Source organism: Streptomyces sp. NPDC001868, assembly GCF_040297125.1.
Taxonomy (GTDB): Bacteria; Actinomycetota; Actinomycetes; order Streptomycetales; family Streptomycetaceae; genus Streptomyces.
The window spans coordinates 67473-81601 of the sequence record NZ_JBEOYO010000021.1 but is presented as its reverse complement, the minus strand read 5'-3'; the positions used below and the strand labels follow the sequence as shown (position 1 = coordinate 81601).

Annotated in this window: 13 protein-coding genes; 8 read left to right on the top strand and 5 right to left on the bottom strand. The window is 71.2% G+C overall.

Features of this window, described 5'->3' with window-relative positions; translation table 11 throughout:
* Positions 1–80 precede the first annotated feature (80 nt).
* A complete protein-coding gene (locus tag ABT147_RS24350) occupies positions 81–1118 on the top strand; it encodes a Gfo/Idh/MocA family protein (RefSeq protein ID WP_351409554.1) in 1038 nt (345 codons plus the stop codon).
* On the opposite strand, the gene ABT147_RS24345 is transcribed toward ABT147_RS24350, so the two are convergent.
* The gene (locus ABT147_RS24345; RefSeq protein ID WP_351409552.1) at positions 1105–2766 is read right to left on the bottom strand and encodes an alkaline phosphatase D family protein; all 1662 of its coding nucleotides are present in this window, start codon (positions 2764–2766) and stop codon (positions 1105–1107) included. The genes ABT147_RS24350 and ABT147_RS24345 overlap by 14 nt on opposite strands.
* A 158-nt stretch (positions 2767–2924) precedes the next feature.
* On the opposite strand from ABT147_RS24345, the gene ABT147_RS24340 reads away from it, so the two are divergent.
* Entirely contained in the window at positions 2925–3773 is an 849-nt protein-coding gene (locus tag ABT147_RS24340) for an SDR family oxidoreductase (RefSeq protein ID WP_351409550.1), read from the top strand.
* A gap of 45 nt (positions 3774–3818) precedes the next feature.
* Here ABT147_RS24340 and ABT147_RS24335 read toward each other — a convergent pair whose 3' ends face one another.
* The 3 genes from ABT147_RS24335 to ABT147_RS24325 all read right to left on the bottom strand — a co-directional run bounded on the left by ABT147_RS24335 (position 3819) and on the right by ABT147_RS24325 (position 6327).
* Positions 3819–4352, bottom strand: a complete 534-nt coding sequence (locus tag ABT147_RS24335; protein ID WP_351409547.1) for a GNAT family N-acetyltransferase — start codon at positions 4350–4352, stop codon at positions 3819–3821.
* Between the two features lie 556 nt (positions 4353–4908).
* Positions 4909–5928 carry an aldo/keto reductase gene (locus tag ABT147_RS24330; protein WP_502983146.1) on the bottom strand — a complete coding sequence of 340 codons (1020 nt, stop codon included), beginning with the start codon at positions 5926–5928 and terminating at the stop codon, positions 4909–4911.
* 72 nt (positions 5929–6000) lie between these two features.
* Positions 6001–6327, bottom strand: a complete 327-nt coding sequence (locus tag ABT147_RS24325; protein WP_351409543.1) for a nuclear transport factor 2 family protein — start codon at positions 6325–6327, stop codon at positions 6001–6003.
* 157 nt (positions 6328–6484) lie between these two features.
* On the opposite strand from ABT147_RS24325, the gene ABT147_RS24320 reads away from it, so the two are divergent.
* The 6 genes from ABT147_RS24320 (at position 6485) to ABT147_RS24295 (ending at position 12560) form a co-directional block, all read left to right on the top strand.
* Positions 6485–7030 carry a DoxX family membrane protein gene (locus ABT147_RS24320; protein WP_351409541.1) on the top strand — a complete coding sequence of 182 codons (546 nt, stop codon included), beginning with the start codon at positions 6485–6487 and terminating at the stop codon, positions 7028–7030.
* An 80-nt stretch (positions 7031–7110) separates the two neighbouring features.
* A complete protein-coding gene (locus ABT147_RS24315; protein ID WP_351409539.1) occupies positions 7111–7461 on the top strand; it encodes a MazG-like family protein in 351 nt (116 codons plus the stop codon).
* Entirely contained in the window at positions 7454–7999 is a 546-nt protein-coding gene (locus tag ABT147_RS24310) for a hypothetical protein (protein ID WP_351409695.1), read from the top strand. Before ABT147_RS24315 ends, ABT147_RS24310 begins: the two co-directional genes overlap by 8 nt.
* A 199-nt stretch (positions 8000–8198) precedes the next feature.
* Positions 8199–10412, top strand: a complete 2214-nt coding sequence (locus tag ABT147_RS24305; protein ID WP_351409536.1) for an MMPL family transporter — start codon at positions 8199–8201, stop codon at positions 10410–10412.
* A gap of 114 nt (positions 10413–10526) precedes the next feature.
* Complete coding sequence (locus tag ABT147_RS24300) at positions 10527–11870, top strand: sensor histidine kinase (protein WP_351409534.1); 1344 nt, start codon at positions 10527–10529, stop codon at positions 11868–11870.
* Between the two features lie 9 nt (positions 11871–11879).
* Positions 11880–12560 carry a response regulator transcription factor gene (locus ABT147_RS24295; RefSeq protein ID WP_351409532.1) on the top strand — a complete coding sequence of 227 codons (681 nt, stop codon included), beginning with the start codon at positions 11880–11882 and terminating at the stop codon, positions 12558–12560.
* Between the two features lie 104 nt (positions 12561–12664).
* Here the strand turns inward: ABT147_RS24295 and ABT147_RS24290 are convergent, their stop codons facing one another.
* Complete coding sequence (locus tag ABT147_RS24290; RefSeq protein ID WP_351409530.1) at positions 12665–14113, bottom strand: family 43 glycosylhydrolase; 1449 nt, start codon at positions 14111–14113, stop codon at positions 12665–12667.
* Positions 14114–14129: the final 16 nt, after the last annotated feature.

Here is a 14129-nt window from a genome sequence, read left to right as displayed (position 1 = left end):
CGGTCCGCCACCTATGCTCTCAGCTCGTACGACGTGGGCGGGGTCACAATCCCGCCCCGGGGCCGAGGACAGGGGTGGCGATGTCGAACGACGGACGTGTGCGGTGGGGGATCCTGGCGACCGGAGGGATCGCCGCGGCCTTCACGGCGGACCTCGTCGACCTGCCGGACGCCGAGGTCGTGGCGGTGGCCTCACGGAGCGAGGCCTCGGCGAAGACCTTCGCGGAACGCTTCGGGATACCGAGGGCGTACGGCGACTGGCGCGCCCTCGCCGAGGACGCGGACGTCGACGTGGTGTACGTCGCCACTCCGCACTCGGCGCACCGGGTCGCCGCCGGGATGTGCCTGGAGGCGGGGCGGAACGTGCTGTGCGAGAAGGCGTTCACGCTGAACACCCGGGAGGCGGAGGAGCTGGTCGCACTGGCCCGGGAGCGCGGGCGGTTCCTGATGGAGGCCATGTGGATGTACTGCAATCCGCTGGTGCGGCGACTGGCCGGAATGGTGCGGGACGGCGTGATCGGTGAAGTGCGGACCGTGCAGGCCGACTTCGGGCTCGCCGGGCCCTTCCCGCCCTCGCACCGGCTGCGGGATCCGGCGCAGGGCGGGGGCGCGCTGCTCGATCTCGGGGTGTACCCGGTGTCGTTCGCGCAGCTGCTGCTCGGGGAGCCGTCGGAGGTCACGGGGAGAGCGGTGCTCTCCCAGGAGGGCGTCGATCTCCAGACCGGAGCACTGCTCTCGTGGGAGAGCGGTGCCCTCGCTTCGGTGCACTGCTCCATCGTGGGTGGCACGGGCACGTCGGCCTCGGTGACCGGTTCCGAAGGCCGTATCGACATCCCGTCCGGCTTCTTCTTCCCGGAGGAGTTCGTCCTGCACCGGGACGGCCGCGACCCGCAGACCTTCGCCGCGGACCCGGCCGACGGCCCCCGCAACAGCCTGCGCCACGAGGCCTCCGAGGTCATGCGGGCCCTGCGCGCCGGCGAGACCGAGTCCCCGCTCGTCCCCCTCGACGGCAGCCTCGCCGTGATGCGCACCCTGGACGCGATCCGGGACCGTATCGGGGTGCGCTATCCCGGCGAGGACGACCGTCGGGGCGACGAACTGGCCGTTACGCCGGTGTGAGCCCGGGCCTGCCCGCCTCCACCGCGAAGGACGCCACCGTCGAGATGCCGGCCCCGGTCGTCGTCACGTACGGCACGGCCTTGAAGTCGGCGCGGGCGGACTCGCGGTCGAGAGCCACGGTCACGTATCCCCGCCGGCCGTTGTAGAAGCGCATGTGGGGGTTGGCGGTCATGTAGGTGTCCCAGTTGGCGGGCTTGTCGGAGCCGTTGCCGCCGCTGCTGATGGAGGTGGCGACGAGCTCCGTGCCGACGGTCCGGGACGAGCGGTCGTCGAAGTCGCGTTTGATGTCGAAGGCGTAGCCGACGTGGACGTCGCCCGTGAGGACCATCAGGTTCTCGACACCGGTGGCGTCCGCGCCCGCGAGGAGACGTTCGCGGGAGGCGGTGTAACCGTCCCAGGCGTCCATGGACACCTTGTAGACGTCGCCGACGGCGTTGCGGCGCTGGGAGAAGGTGACCTGCTGGGGGACGACGTTCCAGACGGCGTCGGACTCGGCCCAGCCGTCCAGGAGCCAGCGCTCCTGTGTGGCGCCCGTCATCGTGCGCGCGGGGTCGGCGGACTCCGGGCCGGGGATCTGCCAGCCGTCGCCCTGCGCCTGGTTGGAGCGGTACTGGCGGGTGTCGAGTATGTCGAACTGGGCGAGGCGGCCCCAGGTGAAGCGGCGGTAGAGCTTCATGTCGGGGCCGTCGGGGCGCTGCGGGCGGCGCAGCGGCTGGTTCTCCCAGTACGCGCGGTAGGCGGCGGCCCGACGCAGCAGGAACTCCTCGGAGGGCTCACCGCCGTCGGGGTTGTCGCCCGCGTAGTTGTTCTCGGTCTCGTGGTCGTCCCAGGTGACGACGAAGGGGTGCGCGGCGTGGGCGGCCCGCTGGTCGGGGTCGGTCTTGTGGAGGGCGTACCTCAGCCGGTAGTCCTCCAGGGTGACCGTCTCGTGGTTGAAGACGTCGGGCAGGACGCGGTCGGTGTAGTTGCGGGCTCCGCCGACGGAGTTCACGGCGTACTCGTAGAGGTAGTCCCCGAGGTGGAAGACGACGTCGAGGTCCTCGTCCGCGAGGTGCCGGTAGGCGGTGTAGTAGCCCTGGTCGTACCGCTGGCAGGAGACGGCCGCGAAGGAGAGGCCGGTGGCGCCGGTCAGGTGGGCGCGGCCGGGCGCGGTGCGGGTGCGGCCGGTCTCGCTGATCCAGGAGCCGGTGCGGAAGCGGTAGTAGTAGACGCGGCCGGGGGCGAGGTGGCCGACCTCGACGTGGACGGTGTGGTGGAACTCGGGGTGGGCGGTGGCGATGCCGCGTCTGACGATCCGTCGGAATCTCTCGTCGTGGGCCAGTTCCCAGTGGACGGCGACGCGTTCGGCGGGCAGCCCGCCGTCCGGCTGGTACGGGGCCGGGGCGAGCCGGGTCCACAGGAGCACCGAGGTGGGCAGCGGGTCGCCGGAGGCCACGCCGAGGGTGAACGGGTCCTCGGTGATGCGCCGCGCGTCGAGCGTGGCGGCGGCCGCGGCGCCGGCCGCGGGCAGGTTGGTGGCGAAGGCGAGGGCGGCTGCGGCTCCCGTGACGGTGAGGAAGCGGCGGCGGTCGAAGTGCCGGGCGGCGGCACGGATCTCGGGCGCGTGGGACGAGCGGGGCCGCATCGGCTCATGGGCTGCGCGTGTCATCTGGCCTTCCCCTGAAGGTAGTTGTGCTTGGTATTGGAGTGGCCAGATTCAACGATCTTCTGTCACGTACACAACACCCAGATGGCGGACGGATGAGTTCCGTATAGCGGGCCCCACCTGCGCGACCGAGCGCGGGCCCTCCTTTACGCTGCGAGCCCATGAAGGCTAAAGGAACCAAGATCGCGATCGTGACGGGTGCGGGCTCCGGCATCGGCCGCGCCGTGGCCGTGGAACTGCTGCGCACCGGCTGGTCGGTGGCGCTGGCGGGCCGCCGGGAGGAGAGGCTCGCCGAGACGGCGGCCGAGGCCGGGGTCGGTGCCGATACCGGTGCCGATGCCGATGCCGGTGTCACGACGGACGCGCGCACCGACCCCGGAACTGGCACCGGCACCGGCACCGGCACCCCGGAAGCGCTCTGCGTCCGTACGGACGTCTCACGCCCCGGCGACGTGGACGCGCTCCTCGCCGCCGTGCGCGACCGGTTCGGCCGGCTGGATCTGCTGTTCAACAACGCGGGCACGTTCGGTCCGGGCGGGGTGCCGGTGGAGGAGCTGGACTACGCGGCCTGGCGGCATGTCGTGGACACCAACCTCAACGGGGCGTTCCTGTGCGCGCAGGCGGCGTACCGCCAGATGAAGGAGCAGGACCCCCAGGGCGGCCGGATCATCAACAACGGCTCCATCTCCGCGCACACCCCCCGCCCGCACTCCGTCGCCTACACCGCGACCAAGCACGCCCTGACCGGCCTCACCAAGTCCCTCTCCCTGGACGGCCGGCCGTACGGCATCGCGGTCGGCCAGATCGACATCGGCAACGCGGCCACCGACATGACCGAACGCATGGCCAACGGCGTCCTCCAGGCCAACGGGCAGCTCCTGCCCGAACCCGTGATGGACGTGACCGACGTGGCCCGGACCGTCCGGCACATGGCGGAGCTGCCGCTGGAGGCGAATGTGCAGTTCGCGACCGTGATGGCCACGACGATGCCGTACGTGGGACGGGGCTGAGGCACGGCGCCCCCTTCGGGCACCGCCCCGAGGAGGGCGCCGCCGCTACCGGAGGACCGGGGACCACATGCCGAGCCACTGCTCGGCGCCCCAGGCCTCGAACCGTTCCACCTCGGTGAACCCCAGCTTCGCCGCGAGACGCATCGAGGCGGTGTTGGCGGTCTGGGTGGTGAGGACCACCGGTTCGCCAGGAAGCGTGTCGGCGAGCCAGCCGAGGGCCGCCGCGCACGCCTCGGCGGCGTACCCGAATCCCCATGCCCGCGGCAGGAACAGATAGCCGAGGTCGGCCTTTCCCACGGCGGCCGGGCGATGGCTCCCCGTGGCCCTCCTGAGCAGGATGTGGCCGATCATCGCCCCGTCGAGATCGACGACGAAGCTCCCGGGCCACCGCTGGGGCGTCCCGGGCATCTCCCGCTCCAGCTCCTCACGCGGCCGGGGACCGCCGAGATAGGTGTGCACCTCCGGCGAGGCGAGCAGGTCGACGAACGTCGCGCGGTCCCGGGCCTCGGGCTCACGGAGGACCAGCCTCGCGGTCCTGATCGGCTCGGGCGGCCAGGCCACGGTTCCCAGATCTTCCATCCACGCACGCTAACAGGCGGTCAGATCGACCGGTGGGGGCAGATCGACCGGCAGGGGTCGGCTCAATCGGTGGGAGCCGGCGGCCGGGAAGGCTGACGCGGCTCCGCGCCACGGCCCCGCCAGGACTCGTCCATGCCTCAACTTGCACAAACGGAGGCAGTCGCTCCGGACCATTCGAGCACGTGGCAGGCATATGCTCAGGACTCGTCTCCACGAGAGCTTCACACTTGGAGGCGGTGGCTTCCGTGGCCAACCCGAGGGGGGAGGCGGCAGCCGTTCCGTGGTCCGGAAGGGGGCGGACCTCGCGTGGGACCGCGAGGTAAGCACCGGAACTCGGAACGGCTGCCCGCCACATATCTCTTCTCCGGATATCTCTTCTCCGGGCGGTATCCAAGCGGCCTTTCCTGGCAATAGCCCCTCGGCAGCCCTGAATGCAACCTCGACGAGGGCACCCGCGACGAGATCATGGCCCAAGGCGGGCCGGCTGACGCTCACGGAGCAGGAACAGGAGCAGTACGCGAGCTGATGCCTTGTCAGGCTCTCCCGTACGGGCCGCTCACCGCCCCAGAACCCGGTCGATCTCGGCCACCTGGTCCGCGGTGAGCGGCCCTGTCGCGAGGGCGCCCGCGTTCTCCTCGGCCTGGGCGACCGAGCGGAAGCCGGGGATGGGCACGGTCCGCGGGCTGCGGGCCCAGATCCAGGCGAGGGCGCCCTGCGCGAGCGTACGGCCCTCGCTGGTGAGGATCTCGCGCAGCGCCTCGACCCGGCCGAGCCACTCCGGGTCGGCGCCGGCGTCCGCGGTGAAGCCCGGCAGCCAGGCGGGCGGGGTGCTGCGGATGTCACCGGCCTCCAGGGCGCGCCCGGGGGTGTGCTTGCCGGTGAGCAGACCCATGGCGAGGGGGCTGCGGTTGATGCTGGCGAGGTTCAACTCCTCGCACAGCACGAGGAGTTCGGGCGCGTCCTGCAAAATGTTCAGCCGGTGCTGCACGGCCGCGCAGTGCGGCCCCTCGGCGAACACGGCCGCGCGGTCCGGGTCGTCGGTGCTCCACGCGTAGGCCCGGATCAGGCCCTCCCGTACGAACTCCTCGCAGCTGTCACGGAGTTCGGCCGCGCGCTCGGGGTCGGCGTCGGAGAGGTGCAGCTGGTAGAGGTCGACGTGGTCGGTGCCGAGCCGGCCCAGGGAGGCGGTGAGGGCGCGGCGGGCGTGGGCCGGGGTGTCGTCCTGGCCGGTTAGGGTGCGGGTCGGCTCGTCGAAGACGTTGCCCCACTTGGTGGCCACGACGACATCCGCGCGGCGCTTGCCGAGGGCGCGGCCGAGGACCCGCTCGCTGTGCCCGGTGCCGTACGCGTCGGCCGTGTCGAAGAAGGTGACACCGAGGTCGAGGGCGCGGTGGACCGCCCGTACGGACTCCTCGTCGTCCACCTTGCCCCAGCCGAGCGGCTGTCCGTCGGCGGCCTGCCACTCACCGCCGATCGCCCAGCAGCCGAAGCCGAGGGCGCTGACCTGGATACCGCTGCGGCCGAGGGGCCTGGTGTACGGGTGCGTGGACGTGTGCGTGTTCGTCTCCATGACCATGGACGTTAGGAGTTGGAGTGCACACGAACGCAAGCCCTGGAACCGATCGAACCGCCCGAGCCCTGCGGGGAGTTACGCCTGGCCCGTCTCGAAGCGGCTGATCCTGCCGTCCTCCGACACCGTGAAGCGCCAGGCGGTGCGCATCTCGCCCCAGGTGTCGTTGCGGTAGTTGGCGACAAGGGAGCGGCCGCCGTTGGACTCCCGGTGGACGTCCATGTGGCCATGGGAGGAGAAGATCTCCCGGTCGGTCCACTCCGCGAGGTTCCGGTCCGAGCCGTCGTCCGCCATGGTCGCGTCGGGGGCGAGGAGGGCCATGAAGGCGTCGCGGTCATGGGCGTTCACCGCGTTGACGAAGGCCCGGACGGTCGGGTCACTGAGTTTGGCTGGTGCGATCGTCATGCCGGTCAGCCTCACACCGTTGCGACGGGTACGCCACCGGAGGCGCGGCCCGGATTCCGCGCCACCCGAACGGGCGCGCGGGCGGGCCGGGCAGGTGTGATCGGTGCGACGGTGGATACGCGGGAGGGGACATTCGTACGGCTGTCCGGGAGAGGTCATGACCGCATTCGACCGACGTGACTTGGGCCTGCTGCTGCTCCGGCTGGGCGCGGGCGGTGTGCTCGCCGCACACGGGACGCAGAAGCTGTTCGGCTGGTTCGGCGGGCACGGCATCGAGGGCACCGGCGCTTTCATGGAGTCCGTCGGGTACACACCCGGCAAGGCGAGCGCCACCGCCGCCGGGCTCGCCGAGACGGGCGGCGGCGCGCTGCTCGCGCTGGGCCTCGCGACGCCCGCGGCCGGTGCCGCCGCGGCGGGCGCGATGGGCGGCGCGACCGCGATCCACGCGCCCAACGGCTTCTTCAACGCCGAGGGCGGCTACGAGTACGCCGCGACCCTGGGACTGGCCGCCGCGGGCCTCGCCGTCACCGGCCCCGGCCGGATCTCCCTCGACCACGCGTTCGGCCATGTCTTCGACCGTGGCTGGATGGTCCCGGCGGCGCTCGCCGGTACGGCCGCGGTGACGGCGGTGGTCGTCGGCATGCGCAACCAGCGGGTGCGGAAGGAGAAGGAGGGCGAGCAGGAGGCGCTGTTCGAGGAGTGACACCTCTTCCGCCGACGGAGCCAACCCCTTCCTTCGGCGGAACGCCCGTCACTGTCATAGGCGCGTGACAAGCTGCGCCCATGAGCGAGCAGCCCCAGTCCCTTGACGGCCCCGACCTCTGGCAGTCCGTCTCCCGTCTCCACGCCTGGCTGGAGGCCGACCAGCCGTACGACGGCCAAGAGGGCCTGTTCCTGCGGATGTTGAAGCTGCAGGAGGAGGTCGGTGAGGTCGCGCAGGCGGTCATCGGCGCGACCGGGCAGAACCCCCGCAAGGGGACCACCCACACCTGGGACGACGTCCAGGCGGAGCTGTGCGACGTGGTCATCACCGCGCTGGTCGCCCTGCGCACCCTCACCCCGGACGCCCGCGCGGTCTTCGCGGGCCATCTGGCCCAGGTCACCGAACGCTCGCTGGGTGCCCGCCGTGGCTGACAGCGCGTTCTGGATCGCCGCGCTCACCGCCGGTACGGCCGTGCTCGCGAGCTGGGTGACGAGCCGGGGGACCGCGCGGGCGGCGCGGATACAGGCGGACACGACGGCGAGCGCGCAGCGGGTGGAGCGGCTGCGTGAGGCCCGGCGGACGGCGTACGCGGAGTTCATGGAGCAGGCGCAGCGGCTGAGCGATGTGCACTGGAAGGTGTCCGACGTGGTCCGGGGCGCCGGGAACGGCGAGCGCGGCGGGTTCGGGCCGGAGCAGGTCGAGGAGCTGCGGCGGCTGCGGGAGCTGCAGCGGGACGAGTACGCCACGCTGCGGAATCTCACCTGGGTCGTCTCGCTGGAAGGGCCCGACGAGGTCGCCGATCTCGCCAACAAGGTCCGGCGGACGACGAATCCGTTCCACAGGGCGATCGAGGCGATGATCGAGGGCGATGTCGGTGCCGCCGCCCGCTTCGACGCCTGCTACTCGCCGTTCTGGGACGCGTTGAAGGAGTTCATCAAGGCCTCCCGCGACACCCTGCACGGCATGTAGGCCGAATCCGCACGGCGCACAGGCCGATCTACGGTCATACCCCGGTGACGCCCCGGTCATACCCCGGGGTGACCCGGCGGCCGTGTCGTACTGCGTACTGAGTACCCGCGATTGTCGGCAGCCGCACGACGACGGGACGGGCCTCGGAACGGGAGTCTGAGCAGGCATCCGAGACTTCTGACGTGGAGACCTGCGACCCATGGCAACCTTCCTTCATCGGCTGGGCCGGCTGGCCTTCCGCAAACGCTGGTACGTCATCCTGTTGTGGGTGGCGGTACTGGGCGCCGTAGGTGTCGGCGCCCTCAAGGCCCCAGGAGCCTCCGACGAGGAGTTCTCCATGCCGGGCATCGAGTCCCAGAAGGCGTTCGACCTGCTGGAGCAGCGCTTCCCCGGTGTCACGGCGGACGGCGCCACCGCCCGGGTGGTGTTCGTGGCGCCGAGCGGTGAGAAGGTCACCGCCACCGAGAACAAGAAGGCCGTCGAGGAGACCGTCGCCGAGCTGGCGGACGGCTCGCAGGTGGCGAGCGCCGTCGACCCGTTCCAGGCGCGGGCGGTGAGCCAGGACGGCACGACGGCGTACGCGACGGTCACCTACAAGGCCGCCGCGACCGACCTCACCGACGCCAGCAGGGACCATCTGAAGGACGCGCTGCACAAGGCCCAGGACGCCGGGCTGACCGTCGAGGCGGGCGGCGACGCGGTGGCCGAGCAGGCCGGTGCGGGCGGAATGGCCGAGGTGATCGGTGTCGCCATCGCCGCCGTCGTCCTGCTGGTCACCTTCGGTTCGCTGGCCGCGGCCGGGCTGCCGCTGCTGACCGCGCTCGTGGGCGTCGGCCTCAGCATGGCCACGATCCTCGCCCTGTCCGACGCCCTCGGGCTGTCCACCACGACCGGCACCCTCGCGATGATGCTGGGCCTCGCCGTCGGCATCGACTACGCCCTGTTCGTCGTCTCCCGCTACCGCGAGGAACGCTCCAAGGGCCGTACGCCGGAGGAGTCCGTCGCGCTCGCGACGGGCACGGCCGGGTCGGCGGTCGTGTTCGCCGGACTCACCGTCGTCATCGCGCTGGCCGGGCTGTCCGTGGTCGGCATTCCGATGCTGACGAAGATGGGGCTGGCCGCCGCGGGCGCGGTCGTCGTCGCCGTACTGATCGCGCTGACCCTGGTCCCGGCCGTCCTCGGCTGCTGGCCGAACGCCGTGCTGTCGCGGAAGGCGCGCAAGAGCGGCCGTATCGAGGAGGGCGGCGAGAACAACGGGGGCACCCGCTGGTCCCGGTTCGTGCTGCGGCGGCCCCTGCCCGTGCTGATCCTCGGGGTGATCGGCCTGGGCGCGCTCGCGGTGCCGATGACCGATCTGCAGCTGGGTATGCCCGGCGACGAGGCCAAGTCGACCTCCACCACCGAGCGCCGGGCCTACGACGCGCTCGCCGAGGGCTTCGGGCCCGGGTTCAACGGGCCGCTGACGATCGTGGTGGACGCCAGGGGCACGGACGACGCGAAGGGCGCCGCGGAGACGATAGCGAAGGAGATCGGGGCGACCAAGGGGATCGTGTCCGTCTCCCCCGCCCGTTTCAACGAGGCCGGTGACACGGCCGTCTTCTCGGCGGTGCCCGCGACCGCGCCGACCGACGAGAAGACCAAGGACCTGGTGACGGTCATCCGGGACGAGCGAGCCGGGATCGAGTCCGAGACCGGGGCGACGTTCGAGGTCACCGGATCCACCGCGCTGAACATCGACATCTCCGACAAGGTGCAGTCCGCGCTGGTCCCGTATCTGCTGGTCGTGGTCGGTCTGGCCGTCATCCTGCTGCTGGTCGTCTTCCGCTCCCTGCTCGTCCCGCTGAAGGCCGCCGCCGGCTTCCTGCTGTCGGTGCTCGCCTCGCTCGGTGTGGTCGTCCTGGTCTTCCAGCAGGGCCACGGCGCGGAGCTCCTGGGCGTGGAGCAGACCGGCCCGATCATGAGCCTGATGCCGATCTTCCTGGTGGGGATCGTCTTCGGTCTGGCCATGGACTACGAGGTGTTCCTCGTCTCCCGGATGAGGGAGGCGTACGTCCACGGCGACCGGGCCGACGAGGCGATCACCAGCGGCTTCCGGCACAGCGCCCGGGTGGTCGTGGCCGCCGCCCTGATCATGATCGCGGTGTTCGCCGGGTTCATCGGCGAGAGCGACTCCATGATCAAGATGATCGGGTTCGGGCTGGCCTCGGCGGTCCTGCTGGACGCGTTCGTCGTCCGGATGGCGATCGTGCCCGCCGTGCTCGCCCTGCTCGGCGACAAGGCGTGGTGGCTGCCGAAGTGGCTGGACCGGGCGCTGCCCCACGTCGATGTGGAGGGCGAGGCGCTCACCCGCCGCGCCGACGCCCTGGAGCCGGCCCCGGCCGAGACGGCCGAACTTGCGGGGACGCGCACCTGAGCCAACCGCCCCACCCCCCACCGGGGGCCGTCCGTGGCCAAGGACACGGACGGCCCCTCGGGCGTTCCGCCCCGCAGTCGACCACCATGGTCCCCGACCCCGACCGGAGTCCCGATGACCACCGGAGTTCCCATGACCGCCGGAGTGCCCACGACCGCCGGAGTGCCCACGACCGTCAGCGCGGATCGGCGTTACGCCGATCGCCTGGAGGACTTCTCGGACCGCCACCCCTTCCTCGTGGATCTGGCGGCGAGCTGCGCGCTCATGGGCTGTGTGGTCCTCGGCCTGGCACTCACCCTGCCCGGTGCCAAGCCGCCGGAGCACGAGGGTGTCGCCGCCGCCGTCATGGGGGTGTCCTGCGTCAGCCTGCTCAAGCACCGCACGCATCCGCGCGCCGCCCTGCTGGTGACGGTGCTGTGCACCGGGGCCGCGATCGCGAAGGGCTTCCTCATCACCCCCCTGCTGCTGGCCCCGATCATGGCGGCGCTGTACTGGCTGGCCACCCTGACGCCCCGGCTCACCACCCGCCACTGGGGCCTCACCACCATCGCGGCGATGACGCTCGCGGCCCTGGTCTCCGACTCCATGGAGCACCTCTCCCTGGTGCTCCGGACGATCGGCCCCGCCTTCTGGCTGCTGCTGCCGCTCGCCGCGGGCCGGGCCACCCAGATCCGGCGGGCCTATCTGAAGTCGGTGCAGTCCCGGGCCGAGCACGCGGAACGCACCCGGGAGGAGGAGGCCCGGCTGCGGGTCACCGAGGAGCGGATGCGGATCGCCCGCGATCTGCACGACGTGGTCGCCCACCATCTGGCCCTCGCCAACGCCCAGGCGGGCACCGCCGCGCATCTCACCCGTACCGACCCCGAGCAGGCCCACCGGATCCTCACCGATCTGACGGCCACCACGTCGTCGGCGCTGCGCGAGCTGAAGTCCACCGTGGGTGTGCTGCGCCGCCCCGACGACCCCGAGGCACCGCTCGCGCCCACCCCCGGGCTCGACCAGCTGCCGGAGCTGACGGCCGCGTGCGAGTCCGCCGGTCTCACGGTCACCGTCATCACCGAGGGGTCCCCCGGGCAGCTCGACCCCGGGGTGGATCTGACCGCGTACCGGATCGTGCAGGAAGCCCTCACCAACGTCAGCAAGCACGCCGCCGCGGACACGGCCCACATCCGCCTCGTCTACGAGGAGGCCCATCTGACGGTCACGGTCACCGACGACGGCGGCGCCACCCCGTCCCGCCGGGCCTGCTCCCCCGATCCCGGCCGTGGTTTCGGCCTCATCGGTATGCGCGAGCGCGCCCAGTCCGTCGGCGGCTCCCTGCGCGCCGGCCGGCGCCCCGAGGGCGGCTTCGAGGTCACCACCGACCTCCCGCTGCGCCCCCGCCCCCGCGCCGCCGAACCGGCCCCGGAACCGGAACCGACCCGGGAACCGGAACCGACCCCTGACCAGCGGAAGTAGAACAGCACCATGACCATTCGTGTCCTGCTCGCCGACGACCAGGCCCTGCTGCGGGCCACTTTCCGGATCCTCATCGACTCCTGCGCGGACATGGAGGTGGTCGCCGAGGCCACCGACGGCCGGGAGGCGGTCGACCTCGTCCGTGTCCACCGCCCCGACGTGGTCCTGATGGACATCCGGATGCCCGGTACGGACGGGCTCACCGCCACGGCCGTGATCTGCGCCGACGAGGAACTCGCCGACACCCGCGTCCTGATCCTCACGACCTTCGAGATCGACGAGTACGTGGCTCAGGCGCTGCGCTCCGGCGCCAGCGGCTTCCTCGGCAAGGACGTCACCGCCGACGTGCTCCTCGACGGCATCCGCACGGTCTCCGCCGGCGACACCCTCCTCTCCCCCGCCGCCACCCGCACTCTCATCACCCGCTTCCTCGCCGCCCCGGCCCCCGGCAGCCGCCTCGCCACCCCCGACCGGCTGACCACCCTCACCACCCGGGAACGCGAGGTCATGTCCCTGGCCGCCGAGGGCCACTCCAACGACGAGATCGCGGAGAAGCTGTACGTCAGCCCCCTGACGGTACGCACCCACGTCCACCGCGCGATGACGAAGCTGGGTGCCAGGGACAGGGCTCAGCTGGTGGTGATGGCGTACCAGTCGGGGTTGGTGCAGGTATCACCACCGGAGCAGTGAGCCAAGCAGGGGCGCGGGAAACTGCGCGACCAGCCACGACGGACTGACGGATCGCGACGGCCCCGCGCCCCGAAGGCGCATCCCGCTCAGAACTGCCTACCGGCCTACTCCTGGTAGAACGTGGCGTCCTGCCGGTCGAGCGCCGTGCTCACCGGCTGGGTGTAGAGCAGGTTGTTGAAGTGCCGGATGTACCGGCCGGGGAAGTTGTACGACTCGTACGAGACCCCGGCGGCCGTGTCCGCGAGACCCGCCCGCTGATGGAACGAGGCGTCCGCGTCGAACAGCGCCGTGCCGTCGTCCTTCTCCACCCACAGCTCGTTGTTCTTGTGGCGCAGGTAGTACCCGGGGAAGTTCGCCGACTCCAGCGACACCGTGCCGCTGCCCGTGAGACCGGTGACGACCCGGAACTGCGAGTCGGCCAGGTTGGTGACGTTGGCCTCCAGCTTCGCCCGGTACTCCCAGTGCCGGATGAACCGGTCCGGGAAGTTGTACGAGGAGAGCCGGACCGGGGTCGCGCCGTCGGCGACGGGGATGCCGAAGTTGGGCGTGCCGTCGGCGTTCCAGTACAGCTTCTGGTAGCGGGTGCGGCGGTTGGGGTCGTTGAGCGGGTCGCCGCTGATGTCCTTGTAGCTGCGGTCGTGGTAGACGAGGATGTCCGACTTGCCGTCCTCGGAGACCGTGAAGGTGTTGTGGCCCGGGCCGTACTGGCTGGTGGCCGCGTTGCTCTTGAAGACCGGCGTCGAGGTCTTCACCCAGGAGGCCGGGACCATGAGGTCGGCGGTGGCGGAGGCGGTCAGCAGGCCGAGGCAGTAGTTGGCGTCGGTGGCGCTGGCCGAGTAGGTCATGAAGACCTTGCCGTTCTTCTGGATGACGGCCGGGCCCTCGTTGACACGGTGGCCGACGGTCTCCCAGGAGTAGTCCGGCTTGGAGATCATCACCGGGCTGCCGCTGATGGTCCAGGGGTTGGACATCTTCGCCAGATACAGGTTGGTGCCGGTGCCGACCGCCGGGTCGTTCTGCGCCCAGCTCAGATAGCGGGTGCCGTTGTGCGTGAAGGTCGTGGCGTCCAGCGAGAAGGTGTCGAGGGGCAGGGAGATCCGGCCCTTCTCGGTCCAGGTACCGGTCAGCGGGTTGGCGGCGCTGGTCTCCAGGACGTACGGGCGGATCTTCCAGATGTCGTTCGTGGCACCGGCCGCGAAGTAGACGTACCACTTGCCGTCGATGAAGTGGATCTCCGGCGCCCAGATGTGGGCGCCCATGTCACCGCTGGCGTGCTTGGTCCAGATGGTGGTCTCCGTGGCCGTGGCGAGGCCCTGGAGGGTGGTGGCCCGCCGCATGACGATCTTGTCGTACGCGGGGACAGTGGCGGTGAAGTAGTAGAAGCCGTCGGTGTGCTTGAAGATGTGCGGGTCGGCCCGCTGTGCGGCTATCGGGTTGGTGAAGGTGACGGCCGGGGACGCGGGCGCGGCGGCCTGGGCGGGGGTGGTCACGGTGGTGAGCACGGCGAGCGCTGCCGCCGCCGCCACGATGACCCGTCTGACGAGACGTCTCATGTTCTGCGGCCTTTCG